General features: G+C 73.1%; 20 protein-coding genes. 8 read left to right on the top strand and 12 right to left on the bottom strand.

The window, feature by feature from the left end; all coding sequences use genetic code 11:
- Positions 1-84 precede the first annotated feature (84 nt).
- A complete protein-coding gene (locus AB1K56_RS05490; protein WP_371204900.1) occupies positions 85-621 on the top strand; it encodes an NUDIX domain-containing protein in 537 nt (178 codons plus the stop codon).
- Positions 622-664: 43 nt separating this feature from the next.
- On the opposite strand, the gene AB1K56_RS05485 is transcribed toward AB1K56_RS05490, so the two are convergent.
- The 3 genes from AB1K56_RS05485 to AB1K56_RS05475 are packed head-to-tail and all read right to left on the bottom strand — an operon-like array spanning position 665 to position 2,725.
- Positions 665-1,420, bottom strand: a complete 756-nt coding sequence (locus AB1K56_RS05485) for an SDR family NAD(P)-dependent oxidoreductase (RefSeq protein ID WP_371204899.1) — start codon at positions 1,418-1,420, stop codon at positions 665-667.
- 1 nt (position 1,421) lies between these two features.
- On the bottom strand, positions 1,422-1,919 hold the full coding sequence (locus tag AB1K56_RS05480) for a dihydrofolate reductase (protein ID WP_371204898.1): 498 nt from the start codon (positions 1,917-1,919) through the stop codon (positions 1,422-1,424).
- The gene (locus tag AB1K56_RS05475; RefSeq protein ID WP_371204897.1) at positions 1,916-2,725 is read right to left on the bottom strand and encodes a thymidylate synthase; all 810 of its coding nucleotides are present in this window, start codon (positions 2,723-2,725) and stop codon (positions 1,916-1,918) included. Before AB1K56_RS05475 ends, AB1K56_RS05480 begins: the two co-directional genes overlap by 4 nt.
- Positions 2,726-2,911: 186 nt before the next feature.
- Here AB1K56_RS05475 and AB1K56_RS05470 point away from each other — a divergent pair, with 186 nt between their 5' ends.
- The 4 genes from AB1K56_RS05470 to AB1K56_RS05455 all read left to right on the top strand — a co-directional run bounded on the left by AB1K56_RS05470 (position 2,912) and on the right by AB1K56_RS05455 (position 5,314).
- A complete protein-coding gene (locus tag AB1K56_RS05470; protein ID WP_371204896.1) occupies positions 2,912-3,349 on the top strand; it encodes a TlpA family protein disulfide reductase in 438 nt (145 codons plus the stop codon).
- On the top strand, positions 3,342-3,872 hold the full coding sequence (locus AB1K56_RS05465; RefSeq protein ID WP_371204895.1) for a DUF4395 domain-containing protein: 531 nt from the start codon (positions 3,342-3,344) through the stop codon (positions 3,870-3,872). Before AB1K56_RS05470 ends, AB1K56_RS05465 begins: the two co-directional genes overlap by 8 nt.
- A 109-nt stretch (positions 3,873-3,981) precedes the next feature.
- Complete coding sequence (locus AB1K56_RS05460; protein WP_136587923.1) at positions 3,982-4,407, top strand: OsmC family peroxiredoxin; 426 nt, start codon at positions 3,982-3,984, stop codon at positions 4,405-4,407.
- Positions 4,400-5,314, top strand: a complete 915-nt coding sequence (locus tag AB1K56_RS05455) for a TIGR01777 family oxidoreductase (RefSeq protein ID WP_371204894.1) — start codon at positions 4,400-4,402, stop codon at positions 5,312-5,314. Before AB1K56_RS05460 ends, AB1K56_RS05455 begins: the two co-directional genes overlap by 8 nt.
- A 25-nt stretch (positions 5,315-5,339) precedes the next feature.
- Here AB1K56_RS05455 and AB1K56_RS05450 read toward each other — a convergent pair whose 3' ends face one another.
- From AB1K56_RS05450 to AB1K56_RS05430, 5 genes are all read right to left on the bottom strand, one after another.
- The gene (locus AB1K56_RS05450; RefSeq protein ID WP_371204893.1) at positions 5,340-5,792 is read right to left on the bottom strand and encodes a hypothetical protein; all 453 of its coding nucleotides are present in this window, start codon (positions 5,790-5,792) and stop codon (positions 5,340-5,342) included.
- Positions 5,789-6,601 (bottom strand): 4-hydroxy-tetrahydrodipicolinate reductase, encoded by an 813-nt coding sequence (gene dapB / locus AB1K56_RS05445; RefSeq protein ID WP_371204892.1) that lies wholly within the window; start codon positions 6,599-6,601, stop codon positions 5,789-5,791. The genes AB1K56_RS05450 and dapB overlap by 4 nt, the downstream gene beginning before the upstream one ends.
- A gap of 76 nt (positions 6,602-6,677) precedes the next feature.
- Positions 6,678-7,280: a histidine phosphatase family protein gene (locus AB1K56_RS05440; RefSeq protein ID WP_136587919.1), complete on the bottom strand. Its 603-nt coding sequence runs from the start codon at positions 7,278-7,280 to the stop codon at positions 6,678-6,680.
- Between the two features lie 78 nt (positions 7,281-7,358).
- Positions 7,359-8,384 (bottom strand): aldo/keto reductase, encoded by a 1,026-nt coding sequence (locus tag AB1K56_RS05435; protein WP_371204891.1) that lies wholly within the window; start codon positions 8,382-8,384, stop codon positions 7,359-7,361.
- A 240-nt stretch (positions 8,385-8,624) separates the two neighbouring features.
- Positions 8,625-10,922, bottom strand: a complete 2,298-nt coding sequence (locus tag AB1K56_RS05430; RefSeq protein ID WP_136587917.1) for a polyribonucleotide nucleotidyltransferase — start codon at positions 10,920-10,922, stop codon at positions 8,625-8,627.
- Positions 10,923-11,227: 305 nt separating this feature from the next.
- On the opposite strand from AB1K56_RS05430, the gene AB1K56_RS05425 reads away from it, so the two are divergent.
- Positions 11,228-12,550: a hypothetical protein gene (locus AB1K56_RS05425; protein ID WP_371204890.1), complete on the top strand. Its 1,323-nt coding sequence runs from the start codon at positions 11,228-11,230 to the stop codon at positions 12,548-12,550.
- Positions 12,551-12,629: 79 nt separating this feature from the next.
- Here the strand turns inward: AB1K56_RS05425 and AB1K56_RS05420 are convergent, their stop codons facing one another.
- Positions 12,630-14,594 (bottom strand): glycosyltransferase, encoded by a 1,965-nt coding sequence (locus AB1K56_RS05420; protein WP_371204889.1) that lies wholly within the window; start codon positions 14,592-14,594, stop codon positions 12,630-12,632.
- Between the two features lie 133 nt (positions 14,595-14,727).
- Between AB1K56_RS05420 and AB1K56_RS05415 the strand changes: the two genes are divergently transcribed.
- Positions 14,728-15,351 (top strand): DedA family protein, encoded by a 624-nt coding sequence (locus AB1K56_RS05415; RefSeq protein ID WP_371204888.1) that lies wholly within the window; start codon positions 14,728-14,730, stop codon positions 15,349-15,351.
- 35 nt (positions 15,352-15,386) lie between these two features.
- Here the strand turns inward: AB1K56_RS05415 and AB1K56_RS05410 are convergent, their stop codons facing one another.
- From AB1K56_RS05410 to AB1K56_RS05400, 3 genes are read right to left on the bottom strand one after another with little or no spacing between them, the layout of a single operon-like run.
- Positions 15,387-17,198 carry a VWA domain-containing protein gene (locus AB1K56_RS05410; RefSeq protein WP_371204887.1) on the bottom strand — a complete coding sequence of 604 codons (1,812 nt, stop codon included), beginning with the start codon at positions 17,196-17,198 and terminating at the stop codon, positions 15,387-15,389.
- Positions 17,191-18,126 (bottom strand): ATP-binding protein, encoded by a 936-nt coding sequence (locus AB1K56_RS05405; RefSeq protein WP_371204886.1) that lies wholly within the window; start codon positions 18,124-18,126, stop codon positions 17,191-17,193. The genes AB1K56_RS05410 and AB1K56_RS05405 overlap by 8 nt, the downstream gene beginning before the upstream one ends.
- A gap of 46 nt (positions 18,127-18,172) precedes the next feature.
- Positions 18,173-18,934: a fructosamine kinase family protein gene (locus AB1K56_RS05400; protein WP_371204885.1), complete on the bottom strand. Its 762-nt coding sequence runs from the start codon at positions 18,932-18,934 to the stop codon at positions 18,173-18,175.
- A 46-nt stretch (positions 18,935-18,980) separates the two neighbouring features.
- On the opposite strand from AB1K56_RS05400, the gene AB1K56_RS05395 reads away from it, so the two are divergent.
- Entirely contained in the window at positions 18,981-19,763 is a 783-nt protein-coding gene (locus AB1K56_RS05395) for a DNA/RNA non-specific endonuclease (protein WP_371204884.1), read from the top strand.
- Positions 19,764-19,816 lie beyond the last annotated feature (53 nt).

The following is a 19,816-nucleotide window of genomic DNA, read 5'->3' as shown; positions in this document are numbered from 1 at the left end:
ATCGGTTCGCCGGGCCCCTCCCCCGGCCTGCGTCGGTCTCGGTGTGAACAATGCGTGACGACGGCCGCGCCGTAGGGTGGCGAGGTGAGCTGGACGACGCGCGCGACGCGCACCGTGTACGAGAACCCCTGGATCCACGTCCGCGAGGACGAGGTGACCGGACCGCACGGCGACGGCATCTACGGCGTCGTGCGGATGCAGCATCCCGCGGTCTTCGTGGTGGCTCTCGACGCCGACGAGCGCATCTGCTTCGTCGAGCTCGAGCGCTACACCACCGGCCGGTCGCTGGAGATCCCCGCGGGAGGTTCCGACAGCGAGGACCCCCTCGTCGCGGCGCAGCGCGAACTGCTCGAGGAGGCCGGGGTGACGGCATCCGAGTGGCAGAATCTGGGACGCATGAACGCCCTCAACGGCATCGCCGACGCCCCCGAGCACGTCTTCCTCGCCCGCGGACTGTCGATCACGGATGCCACCCGCTCCCAGCACGAGGAGGGGATCGACGCGGTGCGGTGGATCCCGTTCCCCGACGCCCTCGCGCTGATCGCCGACGGCGGCATCACCGACGGCGAGACGATCGGCGCGCTCGCGTTCGCCGGGATCCGGCTCGGCCGATTCCGCTGAGCGGCCCGGGCGGCTCCCGGGATCGTGGACCGCGCGGCGATCGTCAGCGGCCGCGCGCGGCGGCGCGCACGACCAGCGCGTCGGGCAAGAGGCGCGAGGCGGCGACGAGGGCCTTGTACCGCCACGACGGAACCGAGACGGAGCGTCCGCGCGCGGCGTCGCGGAGGCCCTCGCGCACGACCGTCGGGGCGTCGAGCCACATGCGGTCGGGCACTCCCTCCTGGCCGGGCGGCAGTCCGAGGCGCTCGTGGAAGTTCGTGTGGACGAAGCCGGGGCACACGGCCGTCACGGACACGCCGCGCGGGCGGTAGGCGACGTTGGCCCACCGGCTGAAGGAGATGAGCCAGCCCTTGGCGGCGCCGTAGGTTCCGCGCGGCACGAAGCCCGCGACCGAGGCGACGTTGACGATTCGGCCGCTCCCCCGCGCGAGCATCGACGGCAGGGCCGCGTGCGCGAGCCGCATCGCCGCCTCGACGTGCAGGCGCAGGTGGCGCACCTCGGCCTCGACGTCGTTGCGCTCGAAGGCGAGGTCGAGGCCGAAGCCGGCGTTGTTGACGAGCACGTCGACGCCACCCGCCAGGCGCGCCTCGACGGCCGCGAGCGCGTCGGGATCGAGAAGGTCGGCCGGGAGCACCTCGACGGCGACCGTGTACCGCTCCTCGATCTCGGCGGCGACGGCGGCGAGTGCGGCCCCGTCGCGCGCGACGAGCACGAGGTCGGCCCCGCGCGCGGCGAGCTGTCGGGCGAACTCGGCCCCGAGGCCGGAACTCGCCCCCGTGATCACCGCGGTGCGTGCCATGTCAGCCCTCTCGCCGGTACGTCTCGAAGCGGTAGCGGATGCCGCTGCGCGAGGTGTGCCAGCCCTCGGCGGGGTCGGCCGAGACCCGGCGCCAGCCGTCGGTCGAGGGGGCGCGCGTGTCGCCGTCCACGGCGAGGTCGAGGCGCGTGACCTCGAGGACGTCGGCGAGGCCGATGGCCTCGGCGTAGAGCATCCCACCCCCGATGACCCAGACCTCGGCGCCCGCGGACAGCCGCAGGGCGTCATCGAGGGACGCCGCCCGATCGGCGCCCTCGGCCGCCCACTCGGTCGACCGCGAAACCACGATGTTGCGCCGACCCGGCAGGGGCCGGAAGCGGGGCGGGAGCGACTCCCACGTGCGCCGCCCCATGATGACGTCGTGCGAGGCCGTGACCGCGCGGAAGTGCGCCATGTCTTCGGGGACGTGCCACGGCATCCCCCCGTCGGCCCCGATGACGCCGTCGTGCGCCTCGGCCCAGACGAGACCGACCGAGGTCATACCGCGACGGCCGCGCGGATCGCGGGGTGGTGCTGATAGCCCTCTACGACGATGTCGTCGAAGGTGTAGTCGAGGATCGACTCCGGCGTGCGCGCGAAGCGGAGCGTCGGGTACGGGAACGGCTCGCGCGAGAGCTGCTCGGCGACCTGCTCGCGGTGGTTGTCGTAGACGTGGCAGTCGCCGCCGGTCCAGACGAACTCGCCGGGCTCGAGCCCCGTCTGCTGAGCCACCATGAGCGTCAGCAGCGCGTACGAGGCGATGTTGAAGGGTACGCCGAGGAACATGTCGGCGCTGCGCTGGTACAGCTGGCACGAGAGCTTGCCGTCGGCGACGTAGAACTGGAAGAGCGCGTGGCAGGGCGCGAGCGCCATGTCGGGGATGTCGGCGGGGTTCCAGGCCGAGACGATGAGGCGACGCGAGTCGGGGTCGCGACGGATCTGCTCGATCACCTGGGTGATCTGGTCGATCGTGCCGCCGTCGGCGGTCGGCCACGACCGCCACTGCACGCCGTAGACGGGCCCGAGCTCGCCGTCGGCGTCGGCCCACTCGTCCCAGATGGTGACGCCGTTCTGCTGGAGCCACCCGACGTTCGACTCGCCGCGCAAAAACCACAGCAGTTCGTACACGATCGACTTCAGGTGCACGCGCTTGGTCGTGATGAGGGGGAAGCCCGCGGCGAGGTCGAAGCGGATCTGCCGCCCGAAGACGCTCGTGGTGCCGGTGCCGGTGCGGTCGGACTTGTGCACGCCCGTGGCGAGCACGTCGCGGAGGAGGTCTTCGTAGGGCGTCGGGATCTCGGCGGTCACGGGGTTCACGATACCCGGGGCACCCGGAGGGAGGGGGCGGCCGGCACCACCCGTGGACCATCCGCGCCTGGGGAGGAGAGACGCGCGCGGATGCCGCGGGCTCCGGCCCGTGAGATCGCTGGGCGTCACCGTCATGCAGCGACTCATCGGCCCCTCCTCCCCTCGCGCGCATTAGCCTTTCCTGTCGTGGACCTGACCTTCGCCGTGATCGCCGTCGTGGCCCTCGTCGTCGTGACGACGGCTGCGGGCCTGCTGCTGCGCCGTCGCGACGGCCGCGCCCGCGGGGTCGATTCGGCCGAGATCGTCGACCCCCGTCGTCTCGGGGCCGACGCCCTCGGCGAGGAGGCGACCCTCCTGCAGTTCAGCACCGAGATGTGCGCGCGCTGCCCGGGCGTGCACCGGATGCTGTCCGAGGTCGCCGACGCCCGCGAGGGCGTGCGCCACCTCGACGTGGACCTCACGCACCGCCCCGACATCGCTCAGCACTTCCGTGTGCTCCAGACCCCCACGACCCTCGTCCTGGACCGGCGCGGCGTTGTGCGCACGCGCTTCGGCGGCACCCCCGGTCGCGCGGTCGTCGAACTCGAGCTGGACACCCTGCAGAAGGAGACCACCCGTGCCTGACATCACGCGCATCGACGCCCGCGGACCGCGCTTCGCGGCATCCGTCACCGCGGTGCTGCTGCTGGTGGCGACGTTGCTGAGCCTGGTGGGGATCTCGACGGGCCGTGACGACGCGTCCGGCGCGTGGGTCCTCGCGACCGCCTCGTTCACCGACCGGCTCGCCGACCCCGGCTTCCTGCTCGTGCTCGTGATCGCCCTGCTGTTCGTGTGGGGCGTCGCGTCTCCGCGGACCGCCCCCTGGGGCGTGCTCTACCGGCGGGTCGTGCAGCCGCGCCTGTCGGCGCCCACCGAGTTCGAAGACCCCCGTCCTCCGCGCTTCGCGCAGGGAGTCGGCCTGTTCGTCACCGCGGTCGGTCTCGTGCTGCACCTCGCGGGCGTGCCGTGGGCGCTGCCGATCGCCGCCGCGATGGCCTTCGTCGCCGCTTTCCTCAATGCCGTGTTCGGACTGTGCCTCGGATGCCAGCTGTACCTCGTCCTGCAGCGCGCCGGGCTTATCGGGCGTCGCGGTCCTGCCGCCGCCTGACGCATCCGCTGCGCCGGGGCTGTCAAGTCCCGCACCATGTCGGACCCCCTCGTTAGGCTGGCCGCGTCGCGGTCGCCCCTGACCGCGCCGACACAAATGGAGGTTCCCCATGGCCGTCACGAGCGAAGCCACCACCGCCTGGAAGGGCAGCCTGTTCGAGGGATCGGGTGAGGTCACCTTCACCTCTTCGGGCATCGGCACGTTCGACGTCAACTGGAAGGCCCGCAGCGAAGGCTCGGACTCGGTCACCACGCCCGAGGAGCTCCTCGCCGGAGCGCACTCGGCGTGCTTCAGCATGGCGCTGTCGAACGCCCTCGCCGACAACGGCACCCCGCCCACCTCGGTCGACACCACGGCATCCATCACCTTCAAGCCGGGCACCGGCATCTCGGGCAGCCACCTCAACGTCAACGCGGTCGTCCCCGGCCTCGACGACGAGACGTTCCAGAAGATCGCCGCCGACGCCAAGGCGAACTGCCCGGTGTCGCAGGCGCTCGCGGGCATCGACATCACCCTCGAGGCCACGCTTGGCTGAGACCCCCGCCCGACGCGTCGTCATCGCCGGCGCGTCGGGCCTCATCGGCTCGGCCCTCATCGACTCTCTCCGCGGCGACGGCGTCGACGTCGTCTCACTCGTGCGTCACGCGCCCTCGGCGCCGCACGAGCGGCAGTGGCTGCAGGATGCCACCCCGCTCGACCCCGAGGTGATCGCCGGGGCCGACGCCGTGGTGTGCCTGAACGGCGCGTCGATCGGCAGATTCCCGTGGACGCCGTCGTACAAGAGCACGCTGCTGTGGTCGCGTGTCACCCCGACGCGCACGCTCGCCGCCGCCGTCCGCGCCCTCGGGCGCGACGCCCCCGCCCTCGTGAACGCGAGCGCGACGGGCTTCTACGGCTCGCAGCCGGGCGTCGAGCTCACCGAGTCCTCGGGCCGCGGCACGGGCCTGCTCGCCGACATCTGCGTGGAGTGGGAGTCCGCCGCACGTGACGCGGGCGAGAACGCCCGGGTGGCCCTGCTGCGCACGGCCCCGGTCGTGCACGAGCAGGGCGTGCTCAAGCCGCTTCTGCTGCTGACCAAGCTCGGGATCTCGGGCCCCATCGGACGCGGAACGCAGGTCTGGCCCTGGATCTCGCTCGACGACGAGGTGCGCGCCATTCGTCACGTGATCGACTCCGAGATCGATGGGCCGGTCAACCTCACCGGGCCGACGCGGGCGACCGCGAACGACCTCGGGTTCGCCCTGGCACGCCGCATGAACCGTCCCTACGTGCTGCGGGCGCCGATCTGGGGCGTCAAGCTGGCGCTCGGAACGGATGCCACCGAGGCCCTCCTCACCTCCGACGCCGACGTACGGCCCGCCGTGCTCGGCGACAGCGGCTTCGCTTTCCGCCACTCCACGGTGGAGGACGCGGTCGCCGCCGCCGTGCCCGCGGCGACCTGACCCCTCCGCGGCGGAACGGACGGCGTCAGCGCGCGCGCCGTTCCGCCGCCTCGAGGCGGATCGCGGCGCGGACGGATTCGCGCGCCCGACGACGGTCTCCCGCGGCGTCGTACGCGAGCGCCAGCCGGTACCGGGCGCGCCAGTCGGAGGGATCGGCTTCGACCTCGGCGCGGTAGCGCGGGAAGAGGGCGTCACCGTCGGCGCGTTCGATGCGGCCACTGGGACGGACCGGGAGGTCTTCGTCGGGCAGACCGCCCTCGGCGTCGAGTCGCTCGCCGATCTGCTGCGCGCGCACCCCGAACCACAGCTCGCGTCCGATGGCCCAGAGCGCCAGCAGCGGGAGAACGATGAGCGCGAGCCCCATGACGACCCCGACCGTCTCTCCGCTGGAGAGCAGCACGAGGGCGCGCTGACCCGCCAGAACGACGTACAGCAGCAGCAGGACCGTCATGACGGCGACGGCGATGCGGACCCTCATGCGCTGGTGGCGCTCGCGACCTGCCCCGACACGTCGCCGTCGGCAACGGGCGCACCGGCTTCGACCGGCCGCGTGCGCACGCCGATGTCGATGAAGCTGTCGAGACCGATCGTCACTCCGCGCGCCTCGCGCGCCGCCGCGAGGGCGATGCGGATGCCGGGCGCGTAGGCGGTGGCCGGATCGATCGTGTCGTGCACGAGGGTGAGCGACTCCCCCGCCCCCGAGAGCACGGTCTCCTGCCGGGCGATGACGCCCGGACGCCGCAGGGAGTGGATGGGGACGGATGCCACGCGTTGACCCCGCGCGCGCTGGTCGACGTGGGGGGACTCGACCGGACCGACCTCGGCCCGTGCCGCCGCGATGAGCTCCGCCGTGCGCACGGCGGTGCCGCTCGGCGAGTCGACCTTGGTGTCGCGGTGCGCCTCGACGATCTCGATCGACGGGAAGAACGGGGCGGCCGCGGCGGCGAGGGCGCTGCCGATCACCGACCCCAGCGAGAAGTTGGGGATGAACACGACGCCCGTGCCCGCGGCCTCGGCCAGGGGGCGCACGAGGGCGATGCGCTCATTCGACCAGCCCGACGTGCCGACGAGCACGTTGAGGCCGCGATCGATCGCGGCCCGCACCACGTCGATGGACACCGCGGGAGTCGAGGCGTCGACGACGAGGTCGGCTCCGTCGAGCTCGGCGAGGTCGGACTGCGAGCCGAGCACGGCGGCGACCTCGTACCCGTCCTCGGCCTCGACGACCTCGCGGATCACCCCGCCGAGTTTTCCGGTTCCGCCCACGATGGCTACGCGTGTGGTCATGCCCCCAGCCTAGGCGGCGACGCCCCCGCGAGTCGGGCGTCGTCCACAGACGCGCCGCGCGGGCGGCATCCGGGGATCAGACGGGAAGGGGGTCGACGAGCCCGGTGCGCAGCTCGACCGGCAGGTGGGCCAGGTCGTTGTGCGACAGCAGCGTCCAGGGGCGGCCCTTCTTCTGCGCGATGACCGTGAGCCCGCAGTTGGCCTGGTTGATGGTCATCCACCGCCACTCGGGCGCCTGCAGCACCTCGCGCACGAACCACGAGATGACGAAGTTGTGGGTGATCAGCAGCTCGTGCACCTCACCGGCCTTGCGGGCGAGAAACTCCGCGGTCGCATCGGCCATCTGGGCGCGACCCGCATCGATCTCGGCCTCGGTCACCGCTCCGAAGAAGGGCTCGTACGCGGCGGGCGTCTCGGGGGTCATCCCCGTTGGGACGCAGTCGAACAGCAGCGCCGACGACTCCGGCGAGACCGAGGGGAGCCGATCGGCCACGGCGCGGGCGGTCTGCGCCGCGCGCTCGAGGGGCGAGTGCCAGACCGCGTCGAGCGGGAGTCCCGACAGCCGGTCGGCGAGCAGTGCCGCCTGACGCTGGCCGCGCGGAGACAGGGGTCCGTCCGCGAGCCCGTGCTCGGCATCCTGGTGTTCGCCGTGGCGCACCAGGTAGATGTAGTGCGTCACGTCAGCTCACCCCGTTGTCGATCTGCCGTCCCCCGGCCGGTCCCTCCAGCCTACGTCACACGTCGGCGGGGGCGGTCGTCACTCGGCGGCGCGTGCGATGTCGGAGAGCTGAGCGCGACTGAGACGCACCCCCACGGCGCGCATGCACTCGACGACGTGGCGCGGGGCGAAGGCGTTCACGATGGGGGCGGTGACGATTTTCTGCGCCAGCAGCCAGGCGACGGCTACCGCGGCATCCGGGATGCCGAGCTCGCTGCCCACGGCGTCGAGCGCGCGGAGCACGCGCGACCCGCGGCGGTTCAGGTGAGCGGCGACCTGCGAGCCGCGCACCGACTGCGTCGACTGCCCGCGCGTGCGCGTCTCTCCGGCGAGGAATCCGTGGGCGAGCGGATGCGACGGGGTCACCGCCATGTTCTGCGCCGACGCGATCAGGCGCACGTCGCCGTCGAACTCGGAGCGGCGCAGCACGTTGTAGGGCACGTCGAGCACGGTGATGCGCGGGTAACCGGCCGACGACAGGATGCGCGCCTCGACGAGCTGCGCGGCGGTGTAGCCGTGCGCGCCGATCGCGCGGACCTTGCCGGCCTCGACCAACCACTCGCTCGTCGCGAGGGTGTCCTCGAGCATCGCCGTGTCGCCGCGCGCCGCGTCGAGGGAGAGCACGTCGATGCGGTCGGTGCCCAGACGCGTCAGCGACGCCTCGACCGCCCGCACGAGGTTGACGGAGTCGAGCCCGGGGTTGTCGGGATGGCGGCCCACGCGCACCGTCAGCACGATGTCGTCGCGCATGCGCCGCGAGCGCATCCACTCGCCGATGATGTACTCGCTGCGTCCCGCGGCGTAGCTGTCGGCGGTGTGCAGCGCGTTGCCGCCGAGCTCGGCGTACGCGTCGAGGATGTCGTGGCTGGCGGCGGCGTCGACGTTCCAACCGAACTCGCCGCCGCCGAGGAACAGGGGGAACACCTCGAACCCCGTCTCGCCGAGCGGGACGCGCACGTGCGAACCGAGACCGGGGCCCTGCAGGGTGATGGGGGCGGACGGGTGAGGGGCGCGATCCCGACGCAGGCGCGGCGAGGCCGTCTCGTCGACGCCCGAGCCGCTCATGGTGGGCTCCCCTCTCGCGCCGGGAACCGGTGCGGAAATGCCGCACCCTTTCGCCCCCCGACGTACTCCAACGGTATGCGCTCGCCCGGACAGGGCCGCGTTTTCACCCGGCTCGGCGATAAACATTGCGTAACGCTTGAGCGCGGCTGCGTCGCACCGGTCCCTCTGTTCACTTCCGTCACACGACGGATGCCCGCCCCGCGCGGTGCAATGCGGGACGGGCATCCGGTGATCGCGGAATCAGCCTTCGGCGGGAGCCTCGGGGCCCTCGCTCGCGGCGGCCGAGCTCTGCGTGTCGGCCGGCTCGGGCGTGGTGGCCTCCTCGTCGAGCACGGGCTCGAGCGAGAGCTTGCCGCGGTCGTCGATCTTCGTGATGCGCACGAGGATCTTGCGACCGACCGACAGAACGTCTTCGACGTTCTCGACGCGCTTGCCGCCGGCGAGCTTGCGGACCTCGCTGACGTGCAGCAGGCCGTCCTTGCCGGGAAGGAGCGAGACGAACGCCCCGAAGGTCGCGATCTTGACGACGGTTCCGAGGAACTGCTCGCCCACCTCGGGATTGGTCGGGTTGGCGATCGCGTTGACCTGGGCGCGGGCGGCCTCGGCCGAAGGGCCGTCGGTCGCGCCGATGTAGACGGTGCCGTCCTCCTCGATGGAGATCTGCGCGCCGGTCTCGTCCTGGATGGCGTTGATCGTCTTGCCCTTGGGGCCGATGAGCTCGCCGATCTTGTCGACCGGGATCTGCACGCTGATGACGCGGGGCGCGGTGGGCGCCATCTCGTCGGGAGCGTCGATCGCGGCGTTCAGGACGTTGAGGATCGTCAGACGAGCCTCCTTGGCCTGGGTCAGGGCTGCGGCCAGCACCGACGACGGGATGCCGTCGAGCTTGGTGTCGAGCTGGATCGCGGTGATGAACTCCGAGGTACCGGCGACCTTGAAGTCCATGTCGCCGAGCGCGTCTTCGGCGCCGAGGATGTCGGTCAGCGCGGCGTAACGCGTCTGTCCGTCGACCTCGTCGGTGACCAGACCCATCGCGATACCGGCGACGGGGGCGCGAAGGGGCACACCCGCGTTCAGCAGCGACAGGGTCGAGGCGCAGACCGAGCCCATCGACGTCGAACCGTTGGAGCCGAGGGCCTCGGACACCTGACGGATCGCGTAGGGGAACTCCTCGCGGCTGGGCAGCACCGGCACGAGCGCGCGCTCGGCGAGGAAGCCGTGGCCGATCTCGCGACGCTTCGGCGAACCCACGCGGCCGGTCTCACCGGTCGAGTAGGGCGGGAAGTTGTAGTGGTGCAGGTAGCGCTTGCTCGTGATGGGCGAGAGCGAGTCGATCTGCTGCTCCATCTTGAGCATGTTCAGCGTGGTGACGCCCAGGATCTGGGTCTCGCCGCGCTGGAAGATCGCCGAGCCGTGGACGCGCGGGATGACCTGCACTTCGGCGTCGAGCGGGCGGATGTCGGCGACACCGCGGCCGTCGATGCGGACGCCGTCGCTGAGGATGCGACCGCGCACGATCTTCTTGGTGACCGACTTGTACGCGGCCGAGAACTCCAGCGGCGCGCCCGCGGGCAGCTCGCCCGCCTCGACGGCGGCGATGAGCTCGCCCTTGACGCGGTCCTTGACGGCGTCGTCGGCGTTCTGACGCTCCTGCTTGTCGGCGATCTGATAGACGCCCACGAGGTCGTCGTACGAGCGGCCGGCGACGAAGTCGTAGACCTCGGAGCTGTACGCGGGGAACACCGGGTAGGGCTGGATCTCCTTGGCCGCGGTGCGCGCGACCTCGTTCTGCGCGTCGACGAGCTGACGCAGGAACGGCTTGGCGGCCTCGAGGCCCTCGGCGACGACCTGCTCGTTGGGCTTGGTCGCACCGCCCTTGATCATGTTCCAGCTGCCCTCGGTGGCCTCGGCCTCCACCATCATGATGGCGACGTCGCCGTCGTCGAGCACGCGGCCCGCGACGATCAGGTCGAAGACGGCATCCTCGAGCTGCGTGACGGTCGGGAACGCGACCCACTGGTCGGCGTGCTCGCCCTGGCCGGGGATGAGCGCGAGGCGCACACCGGCGATGGGGCCCGAGAACGGCAGGCCCGAGATCTGGGTCGACATCGAGGCGGCGTTGATCGCGAGCGCGTCGTAGAACTCGCCCGGGGCGATCGAGAGCACGGTGACGACGATCTGGACCTCGTTGCGCAGGCCGTCGACGAACGACGGGCGCAGCGGGCGGTCGATGAGGCGGCACACGAGGATGGCCTCGGTGGAGGGGCGACCCTCGCGGCGGAAGAACGAGCCGGGGATCTTGCCCGCGGCGTACGAGCGCTCTTCGACGTCGACGGTCAGCGGGAAGAAGTCGAAGCCCTCACGGGGGTGCTTGCCGGCACTGGTGGCCGACAGGAGCATCGTCTCTTCGTCGAGGTAGGCGGCGACGGCGCCCTGCGCCTGCTGGGCGAGGCGTCCGGTCTCGAAACGGATCGTGCGGGTACCGAAGCGGCCGTTGTCGAGAACGGCCTCGGCGGCGGTGATTTCTGGACCTTCCAAGAGGTCCCTCCTTCTTTGTTTAGGCTCGCCGCCCCGTGTGGGCGACGAGCTGACATGCGAAGGAGCAGGAACAGGCAGAAAGGGCGCGCCGACGAATCGACCCGGAAATCCCGGCGACTGGCCACCAGTAGACGACCACCCGGCGATCCGACGGGGAGTCCACCACAGGGGACCAGCGTCTGCCGGCCTGCTCCGTGAGCTCATATGCAGTTGAGCGGATGCCAAGACGGCATTCGCGCACCACCCTACCAGCGTCGACTCCGCCGGGGTGGTCGCGCCGCACCTCCGTGCTCTAGCGTGACCTCATGGGTCTCACGCGTCTCACCTGTCACACGCTCACCGCGTGCCTGGTGCTCGGCGCCGTGTTCACGCCGGTGCCCGCCTCGGCGACACCCGCGCCGACCCTCGCTTCCTCCTCATCGGTTACGCGCCCCGCGGCCGTCGCCGAGGCCGCGATCGCCGTCGTGAAGCAGGAGTTGGATGCCGCGGAGGCGACCGCGGCGTCCGCGTCACGCCGCGCGCTGGATGCGTCCGCGGCCGCCGAGCGCGCGCGCGAACTCGCGGCCACGACGACCGAGCGCGCCGACACGCTGACGCGGCAGAGCGCCGCGGCCGACGCCGCGCTGTCGCAGGCGAGCTCGCGGGCCGGGGCGAGTGCCGCCCGCCTCTACCGCACGGTCGGAGCCGGTCCCCTCGTCGCGCAGCTGCTGACCGAGGCCGACCCTGACTCGTTGCTGCAGCGCCTCGGTCTGCTCGACCACGTCACGGCGGTCAGCGCGCGCACGGCGGGCGAGGCCCGCAGCGCGGCGGATGTGGCGACCTCGCTGCGCGCCCAGGCGGAGGTCGCGCGCGATGAGGCGACGCGCCTGTCGGCCGAGGCGCAGACCAGTGCCGCGACGGCGTCGGCCGAAGCGGATGCCGAGACGGCGGCCGTGTCGTCGGCGCAGGCGCGTCTGAACGACCTCTACGCCCAGCTCGCGGCCCTGCGGGAGACGACCGCCGCTGAGGAGCGCGCGGCGCGCGAACGCGAGAAGGCGGCGCGCGACGCCGCCGACGAGGGGGGCGCGACCGGCGGCGGATCGGGGTCCGGCGGCTCCACCGGCGGCGGCTCGGGCGGATCGGGCGGCGGGAGCGGCTCGGGCGGGTCCGGCGGGTCCGGCGGCGGAAGCGGGTCCGGTGGGTCCGGCGGCGGAAACGGTTCCGGCGGGTCCGGATCCGGCGGCGGCTCCGGTTCCGGGAGCGGCAGCGGCTCGAACGGCGGCGGCTCGAACGGCGGCGGCTCCGGCGGCGGCGGGTCCACGGCGCCGGCCGGACCCGTCATGAGCCCGAGCGAGGCGCGCGACCACGCGCGCGGCGCGATCCGCTCCTACGGCTGGGGCGACGACCAGTTCTCGTGCCTGGTGTCGCTCTGGAACCGCGAGTCGGGCTGGCGCGCCGACGCGCTCAACCCCTGGAGCGGCGCTTACGGGATCCCGCAGGCGCTCCCGGGCGAGAAGATGGCATCCGCGGGTCTGGACTGGCGCACGAACGCCGCGACGCAGATCTCGTGGGGACTGTCGTACATCAGCGCGCGCTACGGCAGCCCGTGCGGCGCGTGGGCGCACTCGGAGCAGACCGGCTGGTACTGACCGCGAGGCCCTGAGCCGTACGGCCCGACCACGCTCCTGCTCGTGAGGACGCCGCGCCGGGCACGAGTTCCCCGGCGTATCAGAGAGTGCGCGTGCGCTCCCGATCGCCACGGGTGGGCAGGTCGACGTAGCCCTCGTGCTTCGCGTGGATGCCGTCTCCGGCGGTGCGTCCGCGCACGCGGCGCCAGACCCACGGCAGGGCGTCGCGCGTGAGCCACCCGCCCCGCGGGGCGTCGTCGTCGGCGTGCAGCGCCTCGTCGAGGCCGAGCAGGGCGCGGGCATCGGGGACGCCGAGAGCCTCGGCAGCCCGGTAGGCGACCAGGCGGTGTCCCGAGGAGCGAAGGTGCACCAGATCGTCGGCCCACAGGGGAAGCTCGCCGATCTCGGCGACCGCCTCGAGGTCGAGCAGGATCGCCCCCTGCTCGGCGGCGATGCGGCGCAGGTGCACGTTGTAGGCGGCGAAACGGCGGGCGAAGATGCGCGCCGCGGGGCGCCGCGGGAGGAAGGTCGTCACGAGCAGCACGTCGGCTCCCGTGCGACGCACGGCCCGCACGGCCGACTCGACCTCGGCCACGAGCGCGGGCAGCACCGGAGCGGGACCCACCAGGTCGTTCGCACCGATGAGGATCGACACGAGGTCGGGACGCAGGGCGAGGGCCGCGGGGATCTGCTCGTCGATGAGGTGCCGCACCCGCCGACTGCGCACCGCGAGGTTGGCGTAGCGAAACGGCCCCTCGTCGCTCGTGTGCGCGAGCAGCTCCGCGAGGCGGTCCGCCCAGCCGCGGAACTGCCCCGACGGCATGCGCGACCGGTCGCAGAGCCCCTCCGTCAGCGAGTCGCCGAGAGCGACGAATCGGGTCCACCGCCCCCGCGTGCGCGTCGCCTCGGGCGCGGCCGGGCGCGGTCCGCCGCGCAGCAGCAGGCCGTCGTCGATGCGGCGCAGGGCCACGGCATCCGCGTAGTGTCCGACGAGGTCGCGTGTCAGCGCCTCCCACGTGCGCCCCTGCACGGCGTCGCGGGCGGCCCGCGCGAAGGCCCGCCGCTTCGCGTCGTCGCCCACGAGGTCGGACACGCGCGCACGGAGGTCGTCGAGGTCCCCGGGCCGGTAGAGCCAGCCGTCGACGCTCGAACGCACGAGGTCGAGGGGCCCGCCGACGCCCGTGGCGACCACCGGCACCCCGCTCGCGAGAGCCTCCTGGATGGTCTGCCCGAAGGTCTCGCTCTCGCCCGGGTGCACGAACACGTCGAAGCCCGCCATGACCGACGACAGGGTCGCTCCGGAGAGGTGGCCGGTGAAGACGGCATCCGGGATCGCCCTCTCGAGCGCCGCGCGCGAGGGTCCGTCGCCCACGATGACCAGTCGCGTGCCGGGCAGACCCGCGAGCGCGCGCAGATCGTCGACCTGCTTCTCGGGGGCGAGCCGGCCGACGTATCCGACGATTCGCTGCCCCTCCGGCGCCACCTCGGCGCGCCACGCCTCGTCGCGGTGCGCGGGGGCGAAGCGCACGGCATCCACTCCCCGTCCCCACCGGCGGATGCGGTCGACGCCCAGGCCCTCGAGCTGCCCGGTCGACGCCGACGAGGGAGCGAGGGTCAGCGTCGCGCGGCGGTGCAGGCGAGCGACGTGCGCGGCGACGAGGGCGGTGGCGTGGGGCAGGCCGTACTTCTGCGAGTACGCCACGACGTCGGTCTGGTACACCGCGACCGAGGGGATCTTCAGGGCGTCGGCGGCGGCGAGCCCCTGCCATCCGAGCACGAACGGGGATGCCAGGTGCACGACGTCGGGGTCGAAGTCGCGCAGCAGCGCGCCCAGGCGGGCGGCGCGCGCGAACACGACGCGGACCTCGGGGTACGAGGGAAGGGGCACCGAGCGCAGCAGCTCGGTGCGCGCGCCGTGCAGATCGGCGGTGACATCGCCCGCCTTGGGGGCGATCACCAGGGTCTCGTGCCCCATCTCGGCGAGATGGCGCAGGACGTGCAGAACGGAACCGGTGACCCCGTTCATGTGCGGGAGGAAGGACTCGGCCAGCAGCGCGACTCTCACGAGACCAGGGTGCGACCTCCGCGCCCGCCGCGGGGCGCGCAGGGGCCCGACGTTCGCGATGTTCACCGGATGCTCCGCGGGCGGTCACCGGCCCGTGGGCGGGGCGTCTCGATCGGCGACGGAGAGTGACGGGATGGACGGTGTCGACGCCTGGCTGCAAGCGATCGCGACGAGCCCGTGGGCTCTTCCCGCGATGGCGGTGCTGGTGTTCGCCGACGCGTTCCTCGTCGTCGTTCCGGGCGAAGCGGCCGTGACGGCCTTCGGCGCCCTGGCCGTGGCGCACGGGACGCCCTCGCTCGCCGCGGTGATCCTCGTCGCGGGGGCGGCGGCCTTCGCGGGAGACCTGGGCTGCTACCTCGTCGGACGCGCCGTGGGCGTGGAGCGCTGGGCCTGGATGCGCGGGCCGCGGGTGTCGGCGGCGCTGGAGTGGGCGCGTCGGCGTCTCGAGCGCAACGCCGCGGTCGTGCTGTTCACCGCGCGCTTCGTGCCGTTCGCCCGACTCGCGGTGAACCTCGCGGCGGGTGCCGCGCGGGTGAGCCCGGTGCGGTATCTCGGGGTGGCCGCTCTGGCTGCTCTCGCCTGGGCGGCGTATCAGGCGGTCATCGGCGCGGTGGTCGCCGCGGTGGTACCGGGTGGTCCGGTCGTGGCCGTCGTGGTCTCGATCGTCGTGGCGGTGGGGATCGGCGTCGGGATCGATGTCGTTCTCGCCCGGCGGGCGAAGCGGCGCGCGGCGCGGCGGGAGGCCGCGCGGAGCTGACCGGTGTCCGACCGTGCGCGGCGTCGTCGCGCCCCTCAGCCGTCCGCGACCTCGACACCGGCCGCGCGGAACGGCGCCAGGGTGCGCTCCAGCGGCGCCCATCCGCGCGGATCGAGCGGGACGAACACCGTGCGTCCCGCTCGGGTCGCCGCGCGGTCGAGCTGGACACGGAGATCGCGCGTCGCCGTGCGCGGGTCGGCACTCCCGGCGAGGTCGACCGTGGCCTGCCCATCGCTGACGATCACGAGACGGCACCGCTCGCGCGGAGCGTCGGCGAACTGCTCCACCGCCAGGCGCACGGCGTCTGCGAGGGGTGTGCCCCCGCCGCCTTCCACGCTCGCGCGCTGCAGGGCCGCCCGGGCACGCGAGACACGCGGCGTACGCTCCTGCACGACGCGGGCGAACGACCCGGCGGCGAGGATCACGCTCACGTCTCCCCGATCGCGGTAGACGTGTCCGAGCGCGACGTCGGCGACGCTGCGGGCGTGAGCGGCTCCCGCGCTCCCCATCGACGACGACCCGTCGACCACGACGACCGCGTGCGTCGCCGTGGGCTGCGCGCGCAGGCGGCCGCGGAGATCGTCACGGGTCACGGCGAGGTCTCCTTCCGCGCCGTGGGCCGCGTACCGCTGCGCTGCTCGCTGGAGCGTGGGGAGGATCGCGATGCGACCACCCGCGCGCTCCGGCGCCACGATGCGCCCCGGTCGCCCGCGGCCGGCGGCGGAGCGTGTCGCTCCGCGGCGCGCAGAACGGCCTGACCGCACCGTCGCGCGCACCGCCTGGTCACCGAGGTCGACGGAGGCGAAGGCTGCCGCGCGGGCCGACGGGAGCGCGTCGGCTGCGGCGTCGATCGCGATCCCGGCGTCCGGAGTCCCCGCGGGGCCCGCGTCATCGGTGCGGGACGCCCGCTGGCGCTCGTCGCCGGGATGGGGCGATTCGGCAGAGGGCACCGCGTCGGCGTCGCTGTCCGGTCCGGATTCGTCACGGATTCGGCGCGGGTCCGTCGCGTTCTCGCCGGAAGGCGCCTGTGCGTCGCCGACCCCGTCGACGCCCTCCCCCGTGTCGATGCTGTCGGACGGTTGCTCCACGCCGTCCTCGGCGCCGTCCTCCGCGCCGCCCTCGGCGGGTGCCTGTTCGCCGTTCCCTTCCTCCGACACCTTCTCGGTCTCCGTCTCTGCGTCGGCGTCGGTGTCGGCGCCCTCCGGGCCGGCGGGGCCCTCGGACTCCGCCCCCGGCGGTTGCTCCACGGCATCCGCGGGTTCGGTCCCGCCCGCCTCGCCCGCTCTCGCCGTCGCGAGCCGCCGTCCGTGCGGTACCGCGACCCACACGCGCACGAGCGCGACCGGGTCGCCGTCGTATCCCGCGTCGACGAGGGCGGATGCCAACGCGCAGGCCGCGACATCGATGGCACCGTCGTTCACACCGTGCGCCGCGAGGGCGGCGACGACTCGGCGCCACAGCTGCCCCTCGGTCTCACCCGCGGGCCGCCGCCCTGGAGCGATGACCGCATCGACGTCGACGACGGCCGTACAGCGGCGACCGACGGCGGAGGGGAGGGTCGCGGACTTTGCGCACAGGGCGAGGCCGCGCGCGGCCCGCGGCGGGGGCTCGTCGGCATCGGAAGCACGCGCGACCCAGTCGGCGTGCGGGCGAAGCCGACGGAAGAGGGTCTCGGCGCGTTCGGCGTCACCGCCGAGCGCGAGTCCGAACGGTGCGCCGGCGCGCCAGGCCTCGATCGTCGCGCCTACCGCGAGAGGGAGCGCGAGGTCTCCGTCGAGCCGCGCGCGCAGCTCGGCGGCGGGGGTGTTCCGCGCACGGCCCCCGGTGCGTGAGGAGACCTCACGCAACGCGCCGCCCGAGCACGGCCGCGGCCGCGATCCGCACGCGGGCAGCCGTCGCCGTCGCCGGCTCCAGGGCCGTGCGCGGAGTGCGGTGTCGCAGGGCGGCGACGGCGACCGCCGCGAGGTCGTGCACGGTCACGGCCGGGCGGCCCGCCAGCGCGGCCGCGGCGCGAGCCGCACGCACGAGCACGAGCTCGGCGCGGTGGCCCACCGCCCCCACGTCGACGCAGATGCGCACGGCCGCGTGCAGCACGTCGTCACCGATCTCAAGGGCGACGCACTGTTCGCGAGCGAGGCGGATCCGCGCGGCCAGCCGATCCTCGCGCTCGACCCACGCGGCCGTGAAGGCCTCGGGGTCGCGTTCGAAGGCCATTCGGCGACGCACGATCTCCCAGCGCTGCCCGACGTCGCGGATCGTCGCGACGGGGGTCGACAGACCGAATCGGTCCTCGAGCTGAGGCCGCAGCTCGCCTTCCTCCGGATTGCCGCTGCCCACCAGCACGAACCGCGCGGGGTGGGTGTGACTGAGACCGTCGCGCTCCACGGTGTTCACGCCGGAGGCCGCGACGTCGAGCAGAAGGTCGACGAGGTAGTCGTCGAGCAGGTTGACCTCGTCGATGTACAGGATGCCGCCGTGCGCCGCCGCGAGCAGGCCGGGCGCATAGGCGATCTCGCCGCGGAGCGCGCGGTCGATGTCGAGCGAGCCCAGCACGCGGTCTTCGCTCGCACCGAGCGGCAGGTCGACGACCGGCATGTCCAGGCCGTCGCGTGCGAGGAGGTGTGCGAGTCCGCGCACGGTCGTCGACTTGCCCGTCCCGCGATCGCCCAGGGCGAGAACGCCGCCCACTGCGGGGTCCACGGCACAGAGAGTGAGGGCGTGGCGCAGGTCGTCCTGGCCGACGACGGCGGTGAAGGGGAAGACGGGTGAGGTCATGGCATCCATTCTATTGAGAATGATTCTCGCCAAGCACGCACGAACCTCAGGCCAGCGCGAGCGTCCGCTCCGCGGCGTCGACGAGCGCGTGTCCGTACGAGGGGCCGTGTCCCGCAGCGTGCACGGCCAGCGGATGCAACTGATGCAGGGGCACCCGTTCGCGCCACCCCGCGCGCAGCGGCTTCGCCGCGTCGTAGGCCGCGAGGATCCGCTCGAGGAACGGGCAGCCGAACAGCGCGAGCATCGCCAGGTCGGTCTCGCGATGCCCGCCGTGGGCCGCGGGGTCGATGAGCACCACCCCCTCGGGCGACCACAGGACGTTCCCCGCCCACAGGTCGCCGTGCAGGCGCGCCGGCGACTCGTCATCGTCGAACACGCCGTCGGCGATCAGCGCGCATACGCGGCGCACGAGCTCGGCTCCGGATGCCGAGAGGTTTCCGGCCGCGACAGCGATCGGCACGAACGGCTCGACGCGCTGCGCGGCGTAGAACGCTCCCCACGTCGCGCGCGGGACCGCGGGCTGCGCGCGTCGACCGATGAAGATGTCACCCTCCCACCCCGGGGGCGCGGCGCCGAAAGCCTCGGCTCCCGCCGCGTGCGTGACGGCGAGCGCAGCGCCGAACGCCTCGGCGGCCTCGATCGTCGGTCGCACCTCGGCGACGCGTTCGAGCACGATCTCGAGCGCCCCGGTGTCGATCACCCGCGCGATCCGCGCACCGCGGGCCTCGGCCAGCCAACCGAGGCCCGCAGCCTCGGCGGCGAAGAACCCCGCGGGGGCGTCGGCGCGGGTCTTCACGAGCTGTTCCATCACCTCAGTCTGTCGCGATGTCGGAGGTGCGCGGCACCATGGACGCATGAGCGACGGCTACGACCCGGACTTCCTCGGCATCCCCCTGCCCCTGCCTTCCCCCGCGGCGGCGACGACGCGGCTGGACTACCCGCGGTTCTCCGTGCTGCTCGACGAGCGGCGCCGGTTCGCCGCGGTCACCGGCGTCGTCATCGACGGGGCGACGCTGCGCGATCAGCCCCGCACGGGCGAGTGGCGCCTCGATCCGCGCGTACCCGCCGCATCTCAGGCCGGTCCCGACGTCTACAGTCGCAACGACCTCGACCGCGGGCACCTCGTACGCCGACGCGATCCGGGCTGGGGGTCGGCGGACGAGGCTCGGGATGCCACCGAGGCGACGTTCTCCTACACGAACGCCGCACCGCAGGCGGCCGGCTTCAACCAGTCGAAGGAGCTCTGGCTCGGGCTCGAGGACCACGTGCTGACCTACGCCGAGACGACCGACCAGCGTCTGGCCGTCTTCACCGCCCCCGTGCTCGAGGACGACGACCCGCCCTATCGCGGCATCCGCGTCCCTCTCCGGTTCTGGAAGATCGCGGCCTGGAGCACGGGCGAAGCGCTGGCGGCGGCGGGCTTCATCCTCGATCAGACCGAGCTCGTCGACACTCGGCAGGGGCTCACGGTGCCGCCGCTGGGAACGTTCCGCACCTTCCAGACGCCGATCGCCGACATCGCGGCCGAGGCCGGCATCGACACCGGGCCGCTTGCGGGCGCCGATGTGCTGGTGCAGCGCGGGCTGCGGCCGGTCGCCTCCCGTGAGATCCGGGAGGTCGCCGACATCGTGCTGTGAGCGATCCTCGGCGGAGCGAGGCGCGCGGTCGAGTCAACACGCCGCGGGCCGGC

Source organism: Microbacterium sp. BWR-S6Y, from assembly GCF_041379845.1.
Lineage (GTDB): Bacteria > Actinomycetota > Actinomycetes > Actinomycetales > Microbacteriaceae > Microbacterium > Microbacterium hydrothermale.
The sequence above is the reverse complement of the archived record's forward strand: the minus strand, read 5'-3'. Positions and strand labels throughout refer to the sequence as shown.

What these genes read in the sequence shown, in the direction of transcription:
- AB1K56_RS05485 (WP_371204899.1), bottom strand. Translation starts at nt 1,420, where the DNA reads ATGGCACGCACCGCGGTGATCACGGGGGCGAGTTCCGGCCTCGGGGCC.
- AB1K56_RS05480 (WP_371204898.1), bottom strand. Translation starts at nt 1,919, where the DNA reads ATGACCTCGGTCGGTCTCGTCTGGGCCGAGGCGCACGACGGCGTCATC.
- AB1K56_RS05460 (WP_136587923.1), top strand. Translation starts at nt 3,982, where the DNA reads ATGGCCGTCACGAGCGAAGCCACCACCGCCTGGAAGGGCAGCCTGTTC.
- AB1K56_RS05450 (WP_371204893.1), bottom strand. Translation starts at nt 5,792, where the DNA reads ATGAGGGTCCGCATCGCCGTCGCCGTCATGACGGTCCTGCTGCTGCTG.
- dapB (WP_371204892.1), bottom strand. Translation starts at nt 6,601, where the DNA reads ATGACCACACGCGTAGCCATCGTGGGCGGAACCGGAAAACTCGGCGGG.
- AB1K56_RS05435 (WP_371204891.1), bottom strand. Translation starts at nt 8,384, where the DNA reads ATGAGCGGCTCGGGCGTCGACGAGACGGCCTCGCCGCGCCTGCGTCGG.
- AB1K56_RS05425 (WP_371204890.1), top strand. Translation starts at nt 11,228, where the DNA reads ATGGGTCTCACGCGTCTCACCTGTCACACGCTCACCGCGTGCCTGGTG.
- AB1K56_RS05415 (WP_371204888.1), top strand. Translation starts at nt 14,728, where the DNA reads ATGGACGGTGTCGACGCCTGGCTGCAAGCGATCGCGACGAGCCCGTGG.
- AB1K56_RS05405 (WP_371204886.1), bottom strand. Translation starts at nt 18,126, where the DNA reads ATGACCTCACCCGTCTTCCCCTTCACCGCCGTCGTCGGCCAGGACGAC.
- AB1K56_RS05400 (WP_371204885.1), bottom strand. Translation starts at nt 18,934, where the DNA reads ATGGAACAGCTCGTGAAGACCCGCGCCGACGCCCCCGCGGGGTTCTTC.
- AB1K56_RS05395 (WP_371204884.1), top strand. Translation starts at nt 18,981, where the DNA reads ATGAGCGACGGCTACGACCCGGACTTCCTCGGCATCCCCCTGCCCCTG.